Source organism: Pedobacter sp. 05T44, assembly GCF_056395985.1.
Genome location: NZ_JBFTKO010000007.1, coordinates 250737 through 270843, shown reverse-complemented (window position 1 = coordinate 270843; position 20107 = coordinate 250737). Strand labels below are relative to the sequence as shown.

Below are 20107 nucleotides of genomic sequence, written 5' to 3'. Positions count from 1 at the left end.
GTTATACATGACCCTGATAACGAGCATGCTCGTTCTGATATACAAAAAGGCGAATAAACAAGGCTATAAGACCTCAAAACGAAGGTTCGCAATGGAGGTGAGAGACTTAGCTATAGCCTTGATTGTGGTGCAGTGTGGCGGTGACCCTGGTCTGTTTTTCAAAACATAAAAAATGGCCGGAATTTCTTCCGACCATTCGTGACAAATAGCCGCCTTTTTCAATTTTATTTCAGAGAAATTAATTCAAAATAAGTGTTTGTACTCTATCAGGTCCTACAGAAAGATATTTAACAGGAACTTCAAGTTCTTTTTCTAAGAAAGCGATGTATTCGCTAAGTTTAGCTGGTATCTCTTCAATCTTACTTACTTTAGTAACATCAGTTTTCCAGCCATCAATAGCTTTTAAAACCGGTGTAGGTTTTACTGTGATAATGTCATACGGCATGTAATCAATAGTTTCGCCATTGTGCTCATAATGTGTGCAGGCATAAATGGTATCAAAACCATCTAATACGTCAGCCTTCATCATAATTAATTCAGTAACACCATTAAGCATAATTGCATATTTAAGTGCCGGAAGATCTATCCATCCACAACGACGGGCACGACCAGTTGTTGCACCAAATTCATGGCCAACCTGACGTAAAGTCTCTCCAACCTCATCATCCAGTTCAGTAGGGAACGGACCACCACCAACTCTTGTGCAATAAGCTTTGAAAATACCATAAACACTTCCAACTTTATTAGGAGCAATACCTAAACCAGTACAAGCGCCTGCAGTGGTAGTGTTAGAAGAAGTTACAAAAGGATAAGATCCAAAGTCAACGTCTAATAAGGTTCCTTGTGCACCTTCAGCAAGAACAGTTTTCCCTTCTTTTAAATATCCGTTAACAAAGTGCTCACTGTCAACATGAGGAATATTTTTAATGAAGTCAATTGCCTCAAAGAAAGCAGCCTCTTTTTCAGTAAGGTCATATTCAAAATCATAATGAGAAAGTATCTCTTTATGTTTTTCAACCAATTTGTTATAACGCTCTTTAAAGTCAGGAAGAGTAGTATCACCAACTCTCAGTCCGTTACGGCCTGTTTTGTCCATATAAGTTGGGCCAATTCCTTTTAAAGTGGAACCGATTTTATCTTTACCCATTTTTTGCTCATTTGCTGCATCCAGCAATTGGTGAGTAGGTAAAATTAAATGTGCCTTACGTGCAATAACAAGTTTACCTTTTGCAACCGGATCATGACCGGCTTTCTGTAGGTTATCTAATTCTCTTTTTAAAATGATTGGGTCTATAACCACACCATTTCCAATTAGATTCATTGTTTTTTCGTTAAAGATACCTGATGGTATGGTATTCAAAACGAATTTTTTACCATCAAACTCTAAAGTATGTCCGGCGTTCGGACCGCCTTGGAAACGAGCTATCAAATCATATTGTGGACTTAATACATCAACAATTTTACCCTTGCCTTCGTCGCCCCATTGCAGGCCAAGAAGCACGTCTACTTGCGTCATTATTTAAATTTAAAAATGGAAATATAATAATTGAATTTTAACTTGCATGTTTAATAGCGGCATTCTGATTTTCCATTGATGCTTTAGCAGAGCAATCAAAACAAACGCCGTAAAGATTTAAAGAGTGATGCTTGATCTCGAACTTTAACAGTTCGCCAACCATACTCTGGATCTGATGAATACGCGGGTCGCAGAATTCTACAACTTTACCGCAATCAATACAGATGATGTGATCATGTTGATGATAACCGTATGATTTTTCAAACTGAGCCATGTTTTTGCCAAACTGATGTTTGGTAACCAAATCACATGAAACCAATAACTCTAAAGTATTGTATACTGTAGCCCTGCTAACACGGTATTTTTGGTTTTTCATATGGATATAGAGGGTCTCTACATCGAAATGATCATCTCTTGAATAGATTTCTTCTAAGATGGCAAAACGCTCCGGTGTTTTTCTCAGGCTTTTATTTTCGAGATAGGCTTCGAAAATCTTTCTTACCAACTCGCTGTTGTGGTTTGTAGACATAGTTTTTAAACTCCTTTCAAAGGTACCATTTTTTATATAAAACTCTATGATTTTTTAGCAATTTTAGGCGTCAAAGCGAGTAACTCCCGTTACACCTTTCACCCGAAGCAGATTTTCGATCAGGTTGTCTAAGTGCTCCTTATCATTTACAAAGATCATTATTGAACCATCAAAAATACCATTATCGGTATCTACAGTGATAGAACGCATGTTTACCTTAAAATCATTAGAGATAACTTTTGTAATATTGTTAATTAATCCCACATCATCTATTCCAATAATGTGTAAGCCCGTTAAAAATGTAAGCTCTTGTTGTTTGTTCCATTTTGCTTTAACAACCCTATACCCATAGTTAGCCATTAATTGCGCTGCATTAGGGCAATTTGTACGATGGATTTTAATTCCTTCATTTACGGTTACAAATCCAAATACATCATCTCCCGGTATTGGATTACAACATGCAGCCAAAGTATAATCTATTTTTTGCAGGTCTTCTCCAATCAATAAGGTATCAGATTCAGGACCTTTTACCTTGTTGAGCAGGGTTTCAATCTTCTGGTGATCATTTCTATCAGCGCCTCTATTTTCAATCTCCTTCTCGCTTGCAAGGTAATCTTTTAGGTCTTTTACTTCAATTTTGCCATTTGCAACGGCTATAAAAAGCTCCTGGGTTGATGGTAGCTTAAAGAAATAAGTAAGCTTGTTTAAATTATCTGTATTGTAAGTGATTTTTAAAGATTTAAGCTTTCGCTCCAAAGTTTCTTTCCCCAGATCTGCTATCTTTCTTTTTTCCTCTTTTAAAGACGACTTGATTTTAGATTTAGCTTTTGCTGTTACAACAATGTTAAGCCAGTCCTCTTTTGGTGTTTGCTTGCTAGAAGTGATAATTTCTACCTGATCGCCATTTTGCAGCTTATATGAAAGCGGTACAAGCTTATGATTTACCTTAGCTCCAATACATTTTGCACCTACGTCAGTATGTATCTCAAAGGCAAAATCAAGCGCTGTTGCACCTAGCGGTAATTGTAGTAACGCACCTTTTGGAGTAAAAATGAAGATCTCATCAGAGAATAAATTCATCTTAAAGTCGTCGAGAAAATCTAAAGCATTAGCTTCAGGGTTATTTAGCATCTCTCTTACCTTCATGATCCATTGGTCCAGACCATTGTCGTTAGAGGATTCCTTGTATTTCCAGTGTGCAGCAAATCCTTTTTCGGCAATTTCATTCATTCGCTGTGTACGGATCTGTACTTCTACCCACTGACCTTTAGGCCCCATAACAGTAGTGTGCAACGATTCGTAGCCATTTCCTTTTGGAGAAGAAACCCAGTCGCGCAACCTATCCGGATTAGGGCGATAAAGATCCGTTACAATAGAGTATGCTTTCCAGCAATCCGCTTTTTCATGTTCAGGTGCACTGTCTAATATAATTCTGATGGCAAAAAGATCATACACCTCTTCGAAAGGAATGTTTTTACTTTTCATTTTATTCCATATCGAATGGATAGACTTCGGTCTGCCGTAAATATCAGCTGTTAAACCTTGTTCTGCCAGTATTTCATTTATAGGCTCAACAAACCTTTTAATAAATAAAGTTCGTTCAGCTTTTTTCTCATTTAACTGAGTTGCTATGTATTTATAAGTATCTGGCTCAAGATATTTCATTGAAAGATCTTCCAGTTCAGACTTAATGGCATATAAACCCAGCCTGTGCGCAAGGGGGGCATAGAGGTAAATGGTTTCAGAAGCAATCTTTAATTGTTTTTGCCTTGGCATAAAATCCATAGTCCGCATGTTATGCAGTCTGTCGGCCAGCTTAATTAAAATTACCCTTACATCATCGGCCAGGGTAAGCAACATTTTTCTGAAATTCTCTGCCTGCAAAGAACTATTGTAATCAAATACGCCCGATATTTTGGTTAGCCCATCAATAATTTTTGCTGTTTTCTTTCCAAACTCACGTTCTATATCTTCAAGCGTAATGTCTGTATCTTCTACCACATCATGTAGCAATGCGCATACTATGGAGGTGGTTCCAAGTCCAATTTCTTCTGCTGCAATCTGAGCCACGGCAATAGGGTGGTAAATATATGGCTCTCCAGATTTTCTACGCATGTTTTTGTGGCTTTCCAAAGCCATGTCAAATGCTTTTCTGATTTCCTTTTTATCCCCCCTTTGAAGTGTCGGCTTACAGGCGCGTAAAAGTGCCCTGTATCTTTTTAGGATCTCTTGCTTCTCTGCTTCTAAATCAATCACTAAAGCGTTTTTCATTCGTGTTTCCTTTTTTGGTTGTTATGAATTCTGCCAGCTACAGCCTCCATGTTATTGCTTTACTACTAGTTTTTTGTAATTAACGGTTGAGCTGGTTTGCCCGGTTGATTACGCTCCCTTTTATCAATATAAGTTTTTTATAAAGATGTAACTAATATGAGCAATAATTCTTCCAAATTTAAGTTTGTCATTATTTGACTTGTATTGTATTATTTACGTAAAAAATATGGCTCTTTATCGTTAAAAGATTATATTAGAGTTGAAAATGAAAACTAAAATATAAATTAGCTTTACCTTTATAGGGGTATAAATTTATGAAATTTTATAGGTTATTTATTCTGTTAATTGTCATTATTAGCGGTGCCCAGGTTAGGGCGCAGGTTAATGGCGTTACCATAAAAATGCCTGTACTTGGAAAAAATGATACGATTCGTGTTGCCGGAACTAATGATAATGGGGAGATGATACCATGGATACCTTTACATGAGGTTGTTATATATGGTGTCAGAATATTCAAATCACCGGCCGAGCGTGCTGCCTATAGCAGATTGAGGTATAATGTGATGAAGGTTATGCCTTATGCTCTTTATGCAAAACAACGATATGAGCAACTGGAAAAGGATTTGGCACTAACACAAGAAAAAAGGGAACAGAAAAAGCTTGTTAAACAATGTGACAAAGAAATTAAAGACATGTTTAACAGAGAAATAAAAGAACTTACCATAACCCAGGGTCAAATACTTACCAAACTGATCGATCGTGAACTGGGCAGAACAACCTACGATATTGTGAAAGAAACTAAGGGAGGTTTTACTGCGTTCCTTTACCAATCTGTTGCGAGGGTAGTAGGGCATAATTTGAAAAGTACGTATAACCCGCAAGAAGAGAGAGATATCGAATCCATCATTATTTCTTCAGGGTTTTATCAATAGAACCTATGGCTGATAAATCCAAAAGTATACATCAATTTAAAGCAAAACTGATTAATGGTTCCGACAAAAACCTTTCTGATTATAAAGATAAAGTACTTCTGGTTGTAAATATTGCATCTGCATGCGGTTTTGCGCCTCAGCTAAAAGAATTACAAGATTTAAGAGATGAATATAATGCCCAGGGTTTCGAAGTACTGGGTTTTCCGTCGAACGATTTTGGCAGGCAGGAACCTCTGGATGGAAAAGAAATAGATACCTTTTGCGAGGTTAACTATGGCGTTAAGTTCCCTGTGTTCGATAAAATAATGGTTCGTGGAAGCCATGCACACCCTCTTTTCAAATTTCTGACCCAAAAATCAACCCCGAGATGGAACTTCCACAAGTATTTAATCAATAGAGATGGTGAGGTAGTAGATTATTTTTTCCCATTTACCACACCACTTTCATCCAAAGTAAAAAAGAAAATACAGAAATTGCTTTAAAGCAATCTTTTATAAACTATACACATCATGAAGTTAGATATATTGGTGCTTGCCGTTCATCCAGACGACGCAGAATTGGGATGTTCAGGAACTATAGCCAAACACATTGCCCTAGGTAAAAAAGTAGGAATAGTCGATTTTACCAGAGGAGAGCTCGGCACACGAGGTACAGCAGAAACACGAGATGAAGAAGCCGCTGATTCGGCTAAAATACTTGGTATCCAGGCACGTGAAAACCTAAGATTTAAAGATGGTTTCTTTAAGAATGATGAAGAACATCAACTCGAAGTTGTTAAAATGATCCGCAAGTATCAGCCAGAGATTATCTTAACCAATGCATTGCACGATAGACACCCCGATCATGGCAGGGCCGGAGATCTTGCTAATGATGCGTGCTTTCTGTCGGGATTGCCAAAGATAGCTACCGAGCTTAACGGAGTGCAACAACAGGCATGGCGACCACGATTGCAATTCCAATACATTCAGGATCGTTATATTAAACCAGATATCATTATCGATATTACCCCATATATTGAAACCAAGTTAGCCTCAATAAAGGCATTTAAAACTCAATTCTTCAACCCTGAACTGGACGGACCAGATACCTATATTTCTTCTCCGGATTTTTTTGAAAGTGTAATTGGGCGGGCGCGTGAGTTTGGTAAGTCTATTGGCACAACCTACGCCGAAGGTTTTACCTGTCGTAAACTTTTAGGTGTAAACAGTCTTTTCGATCTTATCTAATCAACATATATTATTGGCCATATTCCAACAAAAACACTTAATTTCTGTTTTATATATAAACAGTTTAATATGGCCAATATATTTTCTTCTCTAAAGAACGCGTATACCCTTTTTAAAAGTGTAGATTTTAAAAAACTTGAAGAGCTTTCTAAAAAGGTAGACTTACCTAAAATTGTAGAATCCGTGTCTAACCTTGATGAAACCCAATTGCAGGGGCTCATGAAGGTGATAGGAACACCTCATAAAAAAAGAGAACTACCTCCTATTGAAGGCGATTTTTACCATCTGGGTGATGAAGCTTTAAAAGATGAAGATAGAGCTCTGCAGTTAAAAGTAAGAGCATTTCTGGAAAAGGAAGTAAAGCCGGTAGTTAATAAATACTGGCTTAAAGCCGAATTTCCTTTTGAGCTTATTCCTAAAATTGCAGAACTAAATATTTGTGGTTTGACTTATCAAGGCTACGGATGTCCCAACAAATCAAACCTTATGGAAGGTATGCTGGCAATGGAAATGGCCAGAGTGGATACCTCTATGTCTACCTTTTTTGGTGTACAGAGCGGGTTGGCCATGGGATCGATATATCTTTTAGGATCCGACGCGCAAAAGCAGCAATGGTTACCAGATATGCAACAGATGAAAATAATTGGAGCATTTGGATTAACTGAGCCGGAAGTGGGTTCTGGTGTTGCAGGCGGGTTAACCACAACAGCTAAGCGACAAGGCAGCAAGTGGATATTGAATGGACAAAAAAAATGGATAGGAAATTCTACCTTTTCAGATGTTACCATAATATGGGCAAGAGATGTAGACGATAATGAGGTAAAAGGTTTCTTGGTTAGAAAAGGTACAAAAGGATTTGCTGTTGAGAAAATGCAGGACAAGATGGCGTTAAGGATTGTACAAAACGGGCTTATAACACTTACCAATTGTGAGGTTGACGAAGAAGATCGTTTACAAAATGCCAATTCATTTAAAGACACCGCAAAGGTATTAAAGATGACCAGGGCAGGAGTGGCATGGCAAGCCGTAGGGTGTGCCAGAGGTGCTTATGAAAGTGCGCTTGCATACACCAGAACAAGAAAGCAATTTGGTAAGCCTATTGCATCCTACCAATTGATACAAAACCACCTTGTAGAAATGCTCTCCAATCTTACGGCAATGCAGACACTCTGTTTCCGGTTGTCTCAATTACAGGATCAGAACCTCCTTACAGATGAGCATGCATCATTAGCCAAAGTTTTCTGTTCAATGCGCACACGCGATGTGGTAAGCAGAGCACGTGAAGTTATGGGAGGTAACGGTATTTTACTGGAATACGATGTAGCCCGCTTTGTAGCTGATGCAGAAGCTATTTATTCTTACGAAGGAACCAAGGAGATCAACACCCTTATTGTGGGACGTGCTATAACCGGTTTTTCAGCGTTTGTGTAATCACTTAAAAGGAGCCTTTTCGATACTTGTATTGCCCATGGCAGTTTTTTCATAAAGGGCAATACAATATTTATTAAAACTGGTGTCGAAATTTACTTTACCTGCATATAATTTGCCTGGCACTGGTGTGCCCTCCAAAAAATAATAGACTTTAGTATTTCCTCCTTTATGATGAGGTTTAAAGTTGCCATAGGTTATCATTTCATTCCAAACCGAGTCTTTTACGGTAACAGCAAATACATACTGTATAGGGCCTGTATTGTTGTCGTTCCTATAGTGTGCAATTTCCTTGAATTCGCCTTTTAATCCATCTATTCCAGGTTGGGTAAACGTACCTTTTAACATCCAACCCACTAAAACCAAAACAATAACGCCCAGCAGGATGTTGAAATATTTTCTCTGCATTATAACGCTGGTAGAATGGTTTCCATGATAGCTAAACCTTCGTCAATATGTTTTTTCTCCATACATAACGCAGGTCTGAATCTGATGGTCTGATTTCCGCAGCCTAAAAACATTACATTATGCTGCATTCCTTTTTTGATAAACTCATCGCGCATGTTTTTGTTTGGAAAGTCGAAAGCACAAAGTAAACCCTTACCTCGCACATTGGTTACTTTATCATGCTTTCCGGCTAGTGTTTGCAGGCCTTCTTTTAAATATTGGCCAACAACTGCAGCGTTATCACATAAGTTATCTTCAGCAATAATTTGAAGGATCTGCGAGGAGCGAACCATATCTACTAAATTGCCACCCCAGGTTGAGTTAATTCTGGAAGGTACTTTAAATACATTACTATCTATCTGATCAACTTTGTTTCCTACCAGAATTCCACATACCTGCATCTTTTTACCAAATGCAATAATATCCGGACGGGCTTTTTCACTATAATGCTGATGGCACCAAAATTTACCTGTAAGGCCAACTCCGGTCTGCACCTCGTCGTAGATCAGGAATGCATCATTTTCATCTGCCAATGCTTTTAACTGTATTAAAAATTCTTCGCGTAAATGGTTATCTCCACCTTCAGATTGAATTGGCTCAACAATAATTGCACAGATGTCGTCTTTATTATTGGCAAAAGCTTGTTTTATCTGAGCAATAGATGTTTCTTCTGTTTCAACAGCCGTACTTAAGTTATTGCCCTCCAATGGGAATTTTACTACCGGAACAGATACTCTTGGCCAATCGAACTTAGCAAACCATTTGGTTTTATCAGGAAGCGTATTGGTTAAACTTAAAGTATAACCGGTTCTGCCATGAAAAGCTTTTTCGAAATGAAGTACTTTAAAACCCCTTTCTTCTTTATATCCTTTAGCAAAATTCTTTTGAACCTTCCAGTCCATAGCTACCTTAAGGGCATTTTCAACCGCGAGTCCGCCTCCTGCAATAAAAAAAGCATGAGGTAAATAGGAAGGGATACCAATTTTTGCAAAGGTATCTACAAACTGAGCGTATTGTTGCGTGTATACATCAGAATTAGAAGGATTGGCTAGTGCCGCCTGCAGAAGGTTTTTTTTGAAAGCCTCATCGTTTACCATTTTGGGATGGTTGTAGCCTAGAGGAACAGACGCAAAACAAGTAAAAAAATCGAGCAGAGAACGATTATACTTCGAATCATAAATATAAGCCCCCTGGCTTTTTTCCATATCGTAGGTAAGGTCAAAACCATCTGCTAAAATGTGTTTGCTTAAAGTTTCATTTACCTGGTCTGGAGCTACAGTTAGTTGATACATAATTTCTATGTTTTGATATGTATCAAATGTAATAAAAACCCCCAAATTAACAAATGCGGGCACTATTTGAACCCTTAGAACTAAAAACTAGGTTTAAACAGTTTAAAGTATGTTTTTGAAATAGAATCTATTTCGGTCTAACAAGTGTTAATAAATAAACTTGTCTTTCATACCCCAGATTCCCAGTAAACCACCGGTATGGATGGCAATTATTTTCTCTTCTTTTTTAAAGTATTTATTGCTGATGAGGTCATCAATAGCGAAGAACATTTTTGAGGTATATACCGGGTCAATAAGCATCCCCTCATCAGCTACAAAATTTTTAATATACTCAATCAAAGCAGGAGGGGTTTTGGCATATCCACCAAAATGATAATCCGTATGCATAACCAGTTGTTCAATATTCCCGGTATGTTTATAAATCTCATCCGCAATAAAGTCGCCGCCTTTTAAAACGGGCACTACGTGAAGTTGGGTTTTTAACTTACGCTGATGAATTCCTTTTAACAGACCTGCAGCAGTGGTTCCTGTTCCTGCAGCACAAAATAGGTGATCTACCTCTTGAGGCAATTCAGCAATAACCTCTGCACAGCCCCTAACCGCTTCCGTGCCGGCCCCGCCCTCGTCAACAAAATAGACATCGGGATCCGTTCCAAAATGAGAATCAAATAGTAAACGTTTGTTTCTGTAACTGTCTCTGTCGGTAAAAATTAAATTCATACCAAACAGCTTGCAAAGCAATAGCATTTCATTGCTTACCACTTCGCCACGCACAAAGGCTGTACTTTTTAGATCAGCCCTCGCACAAGCAGCTGCCGTTGCCACGAGGTGATTAGAAAAAGCTCCACCAAAGGTAACAATGTGATTTTTATTACTTTTCTGTACATCTTTTAAGATGTATTTTAGCTTACGCCATTTATTCCCAGAAATATAAGGATCAATTAAATCATCTCTTTTCACCAAGACCTGGTTTCTCGCAGTGTGCTTTAATTGATGTATAGGGCTATAAATATTTGTAAACATTGTACAAATATAAATAGCCTTTTATTAAACAGTGTTAATTAATGCTTGAAGTAGATTTTTTTAATCAAATAAGGAAAGAAGTTAAGAATTACTTTTATGTTCTCAGTAAAATTTTTCATAGTAAAATTATTTAGTCTGGATCATGCACTTCTCAAATAATAGGCCAATTTCTTTTCTAAATATGTTGTTGCTAAAGATTAGTTTTGCAAAACGAAATCACTAAAACCCCGAAATATTAAAATTGAGGGATAATGCAGGAGCATTTAATGATTAATTAATAGAAATAAAACACAATTTTAATGGAAAACAACAATAGCGGGGTAGAATTAGAGGAGCAGGATCTGTATGAACATTTGAACATTGTTGTTGATAAAGGACAGTCTTTATTGCGCATTGATAAGTTTTTAATGTATAGGGTAGAAAATGCTTCCCGTAACCGCATTCAAAACGCAATAGATGCCGGAAATGTTCTTGTTAATCAAAAAACAGTAAAACCAAGTTATAAGGTTAAGCCGGCAGATGAAATATCTGTTGTATTTCCACATCCTCCAAGAGACACAGAAGTTTATCCGGAAGATATTCCATTAGATATTGTTTATGAGGATGCTGATCTTTTAGTAGTAAATAAACCAGCCGGAATGGTGGTTCACCCCGGATATAATAACTATACAGGTACATTGGTAAATGCGCTTGCCTTTCATTTTGAGCAATTGCCACAATTACCAGGTAATGAGGGTAGGCCCGGTTTGGTGCACCGTATTGATAAAGATACATCAGGTTTATTACTTATTAGTAAGAACGAAATCACTATGACCAAACTTGCCAAGCAGTTTTTTGATCATAGCATTACCCGTAAATACGTTGCTTTAGCCTGGGGCGATATAGAGCAGGATGGTACTGTAACGGGTTATATTGGCCGTAGTGCTAAGAATAGAATAGTGATGGATGTTTATGATGATGAAGAAAAAGGTAAGTGGTCTGTAACACATTATACCGTTCTGGAACGTTTAGGATATGTAACATTAATTAGTTGTCAACTTGAAACGGGAAGAACACATCAAATCAGGGCACACATGCAGCATATAGGGCACCCATTATTTAATGATGCAAACTATGGGGGGGATAAGATATTAAAAGGCACTACCTTTAATAAATACAAGCAGTTTGTGCAAAACAGCTTTAATATTTTACCGCGTCAGGCTTTACATGCGCAAACTTTAGGTTTTATTCATCCAACTACTAAAAAGTATATGGAATTTGAAGCACCTTTGCCACCCGATTTCGATACAGCTTTAAATAAATGGAGAAACTATATTGTAGAGCCTCAATAAATGCAGCAAGAGTACATTTTACATAACGACGAATTTATATTAAAAAATCAACCTATTATTACTGCTGATAACCGCAGTTTCAGGTATGGCGATGGTCTTTTTGAATCCATGAGAATGAGTAACGGCAAACTCAAGTTTGCCGAATTACATGCCGATAGGTTAAGGGCAGGGATGAAAGCCCTTAAAATGGAAGGAGCAACCTTGTTCGATGAATATTTTCTGAAACAAAAAACAAATGAGCTTTGTAAAAAGAACAAGCTTAAAGATAATGTAAGGTTCCGATTGTCTGTTTACAGGGCAGGCGATGGGTTGTATACGCCAAACAGCAACAAATCGGGATATGTATTGGAGGCATCAGCATTAACCGAAAGCACATACGAACTCAATAAAAAAGGATTAATTGTAGACGTATTTGATGAACTTACTAAGCCTGTTGACAAGCTCTCAAATTATAAAACATGTAATTCTTTGGTTTATGTAATGGCTGGGTTGTATAAAAAACAATATAACCTGGACGAAGCCTTTATCTTGAATCAAAATGGATTTTTATGTGAAAGCATCAGTTCTAATATTTTTGTGGTTTACGATAAACAGATTTATACACCGGCTTTAACAGAAGGTTGTATTGCAGGAGTAATGAGAAATGTGGTAATGAATATTGCCAAAACCAACGAAATTCCTGTAATACAAGCACAAATAAACCCAGAAGTGTTGAAAGAAGCTGAAGAAGTTTTTATTACGAATGCTTTAGGTGGTATTCGTTGGGTAATGGGCTATGGCCGTAAACGCTATTTTAACGAAGTGACTAAGTTGCTGAGCGACAAACTAAATGCACTTTAATTATAGACTGTAGTTGACAGGGCCTTGCTAGGGCCTTGATGGGGCTAAAGGCCCTAGCAAGGTTTATTCAACCCACGCTAAAACCCTACCTGTCAGGATAATTGTCTAATATTTTTAATAGTTTTTTGGATTCCTCCGGATAATCATTATTTGAATTTACCCGTTCTGAAGGGTCTTCTGCCAGATTGAATAATTCTATTCCGCTTTCTTTAGTTCTTCTAAGTTTCCAATCTCCCACGCGGGCTACTTCCGGAACACCGTAATGGACGTAGTAAATCGGCTGATGCTGGAACGAAGCATTTTTTTTAGTAAATAATGGAGCTACTGATTGCCCATCAATTTTAAGACCATCGGGCAGTTTAGTGCCACTCCATTCGGCCAGGGTAGGTAATAAATCAACACTGCTAAAAAGTTGTTTCTGAACCTGCGCTTGGGTGTGCCCTTTCCAGTATAAAATGAATGGAACCCTTGTGCCACCTTCATAAGTAGTGGCCTTACTGCCTCGAAATACTCCGGCAAACCCGGCATGGTTCTGTCGGGTTTTACCATCTCCAGCCATCCTTTCAGGATAGTTAGTCCAGGGTCCATTATCGCTCGTAAAAATAAAAATAGTATTGTCGGCTAAGCCCTGTTGCTCTAATGTTTTCCAGATTTGGTTTAAACCCCTATCCATTTCGTTTATAACGTAACCAAGTTCCCCGCCATGTGTTAAGTCGCTGTTTTTCTTGTGGGCAGCAAAATATACAGGCAAATGAGGCATGTTGTAGGCAAGATATAAAAAGAAAGGCTCTCCCTTTTTTTGTTTTTTAATGTACTTTATAGCTTCATTGTTGTATAGTGATGTCAACGAGCTATCGGCAGGTTGATAAACTTCGGGTTTATAGTTCCGGTATAGTTTGATGGTAGTATCGGTTTGCACATATGGGCTGCGGTAATCGTGGCTATATAGCAATCCGTAATAATTATCAAAACCTTGTTCCATTGGCAGGTTAGCCTTTTTATCGCCCAAATGCCATTTACCAATCATGTTGGTTTTATACCCGCCTGTTTTTAAAATTTCGGCCATTGTAAGCTCTGAGGCAGGTAAACCCTGATTGGAACCAGGCCCTAAAGGTGCAGGGATATTGTATCTGGTAGGGTATCGACCGGTAAGAAAGGCCGCACGTGATGGCGAACAGGTTGGAGATACCAGTGCAAAATTGGTTGCTTTAACTCCTTTGGCAGCCATCTGATCTAAAAAAGGAGTTTCAATAACCGGATTACCATAGCAGCTTAAATCAGCGTAGCCCATATCATCTGTTAATACAAAAACAATATTGGGTTTTTGCTGAGCGGATATATTTTGAAATGATGCAAGGGTAAAACTTGCGATACTAAACAAGGTTTTTAATAGTGTTGATTTTCGCATAATAAAACTAACTATATGGATGCTGATTAAACAGGTAGGTAATGTAATAAAATACATCCATTATCAAATACTTGTATACAGAAAAAGCCAACCATATGGTCAGCTTTTTCCGTGTTTAAACCTTGCTCTTTACAGCTTAATCAGCATGTAAAGTATCTTTATGTTCTTCTGGTTTATAAGAAGCCTGCAATTCTGCAAGTTTCTTTTTACCATAAGCTAGCTTAGTAATTAGCACAAATAACACAGGAACAATAAATATGGCAAGGATGGTTGCCGAAAGCATACCGGCAGCAACTGTCCAGCCGATGGTCATCCTTGAGACTGCACCTGCACCATGAGAAATAATCAATGGAATAACTCCTAATATAAAGGCCAGAGATGTCATGATAATTGGACGTAAACGAAGCTTTACTGCTTCAATTGTAGCCGCAATTAACTCCATACCCCAATCCACACGTTCTTTCGCAAATTCGACAATCAGGATCGCATTTTTTGCAGAAAGACCTATCAGCGTAATCAAACCAACCTGTGCATATATGTTATTGTCGAGTTTTGGCAAAAATGTAAGTGCCAGAATAGCTCCAAACAAACCAAGTGGCACCGCCAGAAGGATAGAGAATGGAACAGACCAGCTTTCATATAGTGAGGCGAGTAGCAGGAATACGAAAACAATAATCAGTGCAAAGATTAATGTGGTACTGTTACCCGCTTCCTTTTCCTCTAAACTCAAACCAGAGAAATTATAGGAATAATTTGCCGGTAGGGTTTGTGCTGCCACTTCCTCCATTGCCGTAAGGGCATCGCCAGAACTAAAGCCGGGTTTAGCAGCTCCGGTTACCTCAATAGATCTGAATAAGTTAAAGTGGTTAATAATGGAAGCTTTCTCTACTATGTTGTAGCTTACTATAGAGCTTAAGGGAACAGAGACTCCCGATGAATTTTTAACATACAGACCATTCAGGCTCTCAATACCTTTTCTGAAATTGGTGTCGGCTTGGGTAACAACGCGGAAATTTCGTCCATACTTAGTAAAGTCGTTTACGTAGCTACTTCCAAGATATGCGGAAATAGTGCTATAGACGGTGCCTATTGAAACACCCATTTTCTTAGCCTGGTCACGATCAACATGGACCTGATAATTTGGAGTTCTGGCGTTAAATAGGGTATAGGCCATCGCAATTTCCGGTCTCTGATTGGCAGCTGCAAGAAATTTCCCTACGTTGGCTTCAAATTGTTTTATATCGCCGGTTTGTTTTTCCTGGATCTGCAACGAGAAACCACCACTAATACCCAATCCTGGAATGGGAGGTGGCGCGACAACTATTACACTACCGTCTTTGTCGCCTTTAAACTCCTGCGAAATGTTGGCAATCGTGGTAGCTACATCACCCGGCCTGTCATCCCAGTCTTTTAACTGTACAAAGAATGTGGCAGCGTTAGATTTGAATGATCTGTTAAGGATGTTGATACCCCCAATTGATGTAACATTTTTTACCTCCGGGTATTTTTTCAGTATGGTCTCGGTAACTCTTTTGATTAATGCATCAGTACGCACTGCAGAGGCTCCCTCTGGCAAAGTAACACCCATCAAAAATACTCCAGCATCTTCATTGGGAATAAATCCAGATGGCTTCTTAGCAAATAGCCCAATGGTTCCAACATACAGACAGATCAGAATTATCACCATTAAAGGAGCCTTTTTTAAGGCCCATTTTACACCGTTTGAGTATTTGCTGGTTACATTGGCAAACCAAATGTTAAACTTAAAGAAGAACTTGTTTAATCCCCTTGAATCTTTGTTCAGGTTCATTGGGGTCAGCAGCAATGAACATAATGCAGGTGTTAATGATAACGCGATAAATGCCGAGATCAATACCGAAACTGCAATGGTGATGGCAAATTGCTGATACAACTGACCAACCATGCCGGGTATAAATCCTACCGGAATAAATACAGCTGCAAGTATTAATGCTATGGCAATTACTGGTGCAGTGATGTCTTTCATCGCCCTGCGTGTTGCATCGGGTGCCGAAAGTCCGTCGTGATCCATATAATGTTGCACCGCTTCTACCACCACAATGGCATCATCCACCACAATACCGATGGCCAGTACGAAACCAAACATGGTAAGTACGTTAATAGAAAATCCAAAAAGGGTAAAGAAGATAAAAGTACCTATTATGGAAACGGGAATCGCCAGAATTGGGATCAGTGTTGCTCTCCAGCTTTGAAGGAAGAAAAACACAACCAGCGTTACCAGTATTAATGCTTCTACAAGGGTGTGAACCACCTCGTTGATGGAAACCTTTACAATAGATACTGTTTCATAAGCTACAACATAATCCAAATCCTTAGGGAAAGATTTTTTTAGCTCCAGCATGGCTTTATCTATTCCATCAGCTGTTTGCACAGCATTACCACCTGGAGTTTGGTTGATGGCCATCATAGAGGACACCTTACCGTTTATCTTTGAATTGGTTGAATAAGCAAACTCTCCAAGCTCTACTCTGGCTACATCTCTTAGATAAACTGCAGAACCATCGGCGCCCGATTTCACTACAATGTCTCTAAACTGTTCTTCAGTACTTAGGTCACCATCAAGAATTACCGAGAATTCGAAAGTTTGGTTGCTGTTTTGAGGAGGGCCACCTACCGTACCACCTGGAATTCTTGAGTTTTGCTCTGCAATTGCAGCCGAAACATCAGCAGGAGTTAAGTTCAATCTTGCAAGTTTATTGGCGTCAAGCCAGATCCTCATACTAAAAGGCTGACCAAATGCCTGCACATCTCCAACACCTTTAATCCTTAATAAAGCATCTTTTACGTATAAGTTTACATAGTTCGAAATGAATTTCTGATCGTAAGTGCCATTAGGGGAGTAAAGTCCAAGCACCATCAAAATATCGTTGTTTGCTTTTTTAGTGGTCACTCCTAAACGTCTTACCGCTTCGGGCAAAGCCGGTTCTGCAATGCCTACCCTGTTTTGAACATCGAGGGCGGCAACGTCTATGTTTGTACCCACATCAAAAGTAACGGTTATAGCCGAACGGCCGTCGGATGTACTATTCGATGACATGTATTTCATGCCCGGAGTACCATTGATCTGGCTTTCTATTGGCGTAGTTACAGTTTGCTCTACAGTTTGCGCATCTGCACCGGTGTAGGTGCCACTTACAGTAACCGTTGGGGGTGCTATATTCGGGTATTGACTGATCGGTAATGTGGTAATCACAATTGTACCAACCAGAACAATCAAAAGGGAAATCACAATCGCTGTGATGGGTCGCTTTATAAATACTTCTGATATCATATCTCTGAATTCTTTAAATCTATTTTTTAACTGCGCCTGCTGCTGGTTGTGCTCCAGGGGCTGCATCAGCCGGAGCGGTTGTAACTACAGCACCTGGACGTACATTTTGTACACCATCTACCACAACTACTTCCCCTTGTTTTAGACCGCTTTTTACCACTACATTTTTGTCAAACTGTTTTCCCAGTTGGACAATGCGGGCTTCGGCTTTGCTGCTATCACCTACAACAAAAACATTAAATTCGCCCAGTTGCTCTATAACAGATTTGTATGGAATTACCAGTTGATGTTCTGATGCTTTATTTAAAGCTTTTAGATTTACAGTCATACCCGCAAAGAGTTTACCTTCTGCGTTTGGATAACTGATCCTTACTTTGATGGTTCCTGTTTGAGGGTCAACCGCACGATCGATAGCGGTTATGTGGCCTTGACCGGTATAAATACTACCATCCTGCAATTGAATGTTGAAAAGAGAATCTTTTACTGCTGCAGTGTTTTTTTGTAAACGTAAAAAACGAGGAATCTCGGCCTGGTTAACAGCAATGTCTACCGCTATAGGATTGTTGCTCGAAACCGTATTTAATAAAGTTGTACCAGGTGTTGCTAATGCGCCCAATTTAACCTGAGAGATCCCTATTGTTCCGTTTAACGGCGATACGATGATCGAGCGTTGTAAGTCATTAGTAGCAGAAGATAATTGTGCCTGTGCCGCAGCAACTTGCGATTCTGCATTTGCCAGATCGGTTAGTGCATAATCAACACGTTGCTTTGCTACTGCATCTTGCTCTGCAAGTCGGGTATAGCGATCAGCATCTTTTTTTGCTTTATCACGATTTGCTTTGGCAACAGCAAGATTTGCCTTAGCCGTATTGTTTGCTGCAATATATTTTGTGCGGTCAATTTCATAGAGTTTCTGACCCTTGGATACTTTCTGACCATCCTTTACATAGATGGCGGTAATGTAACCGCCAACCTGTGGGCGTAGTTCCACTTCGTTTAAAGCAACCACTACCCCAGGGTAAGAATCTGTAGTGATTACTTCCTGATCTGATACAGTGTAAGTGGTTACGGGTGTAGCGGGAGGAGGACCTTGCTGTTGTCCGGCATTTTTATCGCCACCGCAAGAGGCTAATGTAACTGTTCCAAGTATTACGATGCCTAGTTTTATGTAGTTAGTAGTATTCATTTGAGTTCTTATTAAATTACGTTAATTTACGATGATTGTTCCTAATGCTTGCTGTACGTCTAGTTTCGAAGAAAGCAGGCTGTATAATGAGTTTAAATAATTAAGCTGTGCAGCGCGCAGATCTGTTTCTGAGGTCATCAGATCCAGATAAGTTTTAATCCCCTCATCGTATTGAAGTTTAATGGTATTGTACACCTGTCTGGAGATATCAACGTTTGACCTTGCTGTTTTCCAATCGTTCAGATTTGCTTTATAAGTAGCCATTGCTTGCTCATATTGTGTATTGATCTGGTTTTTAGTGTTCAATAGATCAAGGTCAATTCTTTTTTCCTGCAATTCAGATTTTCTGATTTCCTGAATTCTTTTGGTTCCCTGAAAAATTGGGATACTTAATTTTAACCCGAATACAGAGCTAGGGAAAGATTTATCGTACAGATTGCTAAAGTCATTATTTAAATAATTGTAACTATAGTTTATAAACCCAGAAATTGAGGGCAGGTAGCTCCATTTATTATAGCTCGTATTTAAATGCTGCAATTGCTTTTGGGTTTGCAATAAACGATACTCAACCCTGTTCTCATAAGCCTGTTGTGCATTAGTGTCTATAAGAATGCCCTGTTCCATACTGTCGGACTTTAAGTTAAGACTAAAGTCTTTATCAGTACCATATCCAATGATCTCTTTAAGATAAGCGTATTTATATTTAAGCAATTCCTCAGTTCTCTTTTTATCTGCTTTGGAGTTGCTTAAGCTAATTTGTGCACGCTGAAAATCTGTTTTATCTACCAAGCCTTGTTCATACTGAGCAGAAGCATCTTTCAGTTGTTTTTCTAAACGGGCTATGTTTTCATTTATAATATTTAACTGCTCTCCGCTTGTAAGGATATCAAAATAGGCTTTACTTACATCTACAACGGTATTTATTTTAGTATTTTCTGTACTTTGCTTGTACTGTTGTCTGTAATATTTAGATGCTTTTGATGCCTGGATAAGACCTGCGTTTAGGAATTGTTGGTCGGCCTGTAGAGTTAGCGCTGAGGTATGCTTGGTACCAAAGGTAATGTAGTTGGTTTCACCATTCGTAGTAAGCGCATTTACCTGTTGCTTTAGGTTGTTATTATAATTTGCATTACCACTAATCTGGGGGAACCAACCCGATAGTGCAGATTTGATATCGCGTTCGCCAATCTCTTCATCGATCTGAGATTGCTTCACGCCCGGTCTGTTATTTAGTGCATAATCTATCACTTCCTGAAGTGTAGCATTGCTGAGCTGTTTATCATTGTTTACCGTTTGTGCTGCTAATTTTTCGGGCAGCAAGGCAGGTAAACCTATAAGAAGCATTACGAGTAATTTATGAATTTTCAT

General features: G+C 38.7%; 16 protein-coding genes. 6 read left to right on the top strand and 10 right to left on the bottom strand.

All coding sequences use genetic code 11. The features are described from left to right. Positions 1 to 238: 238 nt before the first annotated feature. The 3 genes from AC1DDK_RS13770 to AC1DDK_RS13760 form a co-directional block, all read right to left on the bottom strand. Positions 239 to 1516, bottom strand: a complete 1278-nt coding sequence (locus AC1DDK_RS13770) for an adenylosuccinate synthase (protein WP_172659417.1) — start codon at positions 1514 to 1516, stop codon at positions 239 to 241. A 37-nt stretch (positions 1517 to 1553) separates the two neighbouring features. After that, positions 1554 to 2045, bottom strand: coding sequence for a Fur family transcriptional regulator (locus AC1DDK_RS13765; protein WP_048907113.1), 492 nt, complete (start codon positions 2043 to 2045; stop codon positions 1554 to 1556). A 63-nt stretch (positions 2046 to 2108) separates the two neighbouring features. Continuing rightward, the gene (locus AC1DDK_RS13760; RefSeq protein WP_172659418.1) at positions 2109 to 4316 is read right to left on the bottom strand and encodes a RelA/SpoT family protein; all 2208 of its coding nucleotides are present in this window, start codon (positions 4314 to 4316) and stop codon (positions 2109 to 2111) included. A gap of 314 nt (positions 4317 to 4630) precedes the next feature. Between AC1DDK_RS13760 and AC1DDK_RS13755 the strand changes: the two genes are divergently transcribed. From AC1DDK_RS13755 to AC1DDK_RS13740, 4 genes are all read left to right on the top strand, one after another. Then, positions 4631 to 5248: a DUF4294 domain-containing protein gene (locus AC1DDK_RS13755; protein ID WP_172659419.1), complete on the top strand. Its 618-nt coding sequence runs from the start codon at positions 4631 to 4633 to the stop codon at positions 5246 to 5248. Between the two features lie 5 nt (positions 5249 to 5253). Continuing rightward, positions 5254 to 5730 carry a glutathione peroxidase gene (locus tag AC1DDK_RS13750; protein ID WP_048907111.1) on the top strand — a complete coding sequence of 159 codons (477 nt, stop codon included), beginning with the start codon at positions 5254 to 5256 and terminating at the stop codon, positions 5728 to 5730. 27 nt (positions 5731 to 5757) lie between these two features. Then, positions 5758 to 6474 (top strand): bacillithiol biosynthesis deacetylase BshB1, encoded by a 717-nt coding sequence (gene bshB1 / locus AC1DDK_RS13745; protein WP_172659420.1) that lies wholly within the window; start codon positions 5758 to 5760, stop codon positions 6472 to 6474. Between the two features lie 69 nt (positions 6475 to 6543). Further along, complete coding sequence (locus tag AC1DDK_RS13740; protein ID WP_288884345.1) at positions 6544 to 7905, top strand: acyl-CoA dehydrogenase family protein; 1362 nt, start codon at positions 6544 to 6546, stop codon at positions 7903 to 7905. Here the strand turns inward: AC1DDK_RS13740 and AC1DDK_RS13735 are convergent, their stop codons facing one another. From AC1DDK_RS13735 to AC1DDK_RS13725, 3 genes are all read right to left on the bottom strand, one after another. Next, positions 7906 to 8310: a hypothetical protein gene (locus tag AC1DDK_RS13735; protein ID WP_288884343.1), complete on the bottom strand. Its 405-nt coding sequence runs from the start codon at positions 8308 to 8310 to the stop codon at positions 7906 to 7908. It abuts the gene before it with no gap. After that, positions 8310 to 9641 carry an L-lysine 6-transaminase gene (lat, locus tag AC1DDK_RS13730; RefSeq protein ID WP_288884342.1) on the bottom strand — a complete coding sequence of 444 codons (1332 nt, stop codon included), beginning with the start codon at positions 9639 to 9641 and terminating at the stop codon, positions 8310 to 8312. The genes AC1DDK_RS13735 and lat overlap by 1 nt, the downstream gene beginning before the upstream one ends. Positions 9642 to 9788: 147 nt before the next feature. Next, the gene (locus tag AC1DDK_RS13725; RefSeq protein WP_288884340.1) at positions 9789 to 10664 is read right to left on the bottom strand and encodes a 1-aminocyclopropane-1-carboxylate deaminase/D-cysteine desulfhydrase; all 876 of its coding nucleotides are present in this window, start codon (positions 10662 to 10664) and stop codon (positions 9789 to 9791) included. A 299-nt stretch (positions 10665 to 10963) separates the two neighbouring features. Between AC1DDK_RS13725 and AC1DDK_RS13720 the strand changes: the two genes are divergently transcribed. Together AC1DDK_RS13720 and AC1DDK_RS13715 are read left to right on the top strand one after the other, a co-directional pair. After that, complete coding sequence (locus AC1DDK_RS13720; protein WP_172659425.1) at positions 10964 to 11995, top strand: RluA family pseudouridine synthase; 1032 nt, start codon at positions 10964 to 10966, stop codon at positions 11993 to 11995. Then, a complete protein-coding gene (locus AC1DDK_RS13715) occupies positions 11996 to 12835 on the top strand; it encodes an aminotransferase class IV (protein ID WP_288884406.1) in 840 nt (279 codons plus the stop codon). 85 nt (positions 12836 to 12920) lie between these two features. On the opposite strand, the gene AC1DDK_RS13710 is transcribed toward AC1DDK_RS13715, so the two are convergent. The 4 genes from AC1DDK_RS13710 to AC1DDK_RS13695 form a co-directional block, all read right to left on the bottom strand. Beyond that, positions 12921 to 14243 carry a sulfatase-like hydrolase/transferase gene (locus tag AC1DDK_RS13710; RefSeq protein ID WP_288884408.1) on the bottom strand — a complete coding sequence of 441 codons (1323 nt, stop codon included), beginning with the start codon at positions 14241 to 14243 and terminating at the stop codon, positions 12921 to 12923. A 136-nt stretch (positions 14244 to 14379) separates the two neighbouring features. Further along, positions 14380 to 17553, bottom strand: a complete 3174-nt coding sequence (locus tag AC1DDK_RS13705; protein ID WP_337716355.1) for an efflux RND transporter permease subunit — start codon at positions 17551 to 17553, stop codon at positions 14380 to 14382. 19 nt (positions 17554 to 17572) lie between these two features. Then, positions 17573 to 18739, bottom strand: coding sequence for an efflux RND transporter periplasmic adaptor subunit (locus AC1DDK_RS13700; RefSeq protein ID WP_288881236.1), 1167 nt, complete (start codon positions 18737 to 18739; stop codon positions 17573 to 17575). Between the two features lie 21 nt (positions 18740 to 18760). Next, positions 18761 to 20107 (bottom strand): TolC family protein, encoded by a 1347-nt coding sequence (locus AC1DDK_RS13695; RefSeq protein WP_337716357.1) that lies wholly within the window; start codon positions 20105 to 20107, stop codon positions 18761 to 18763.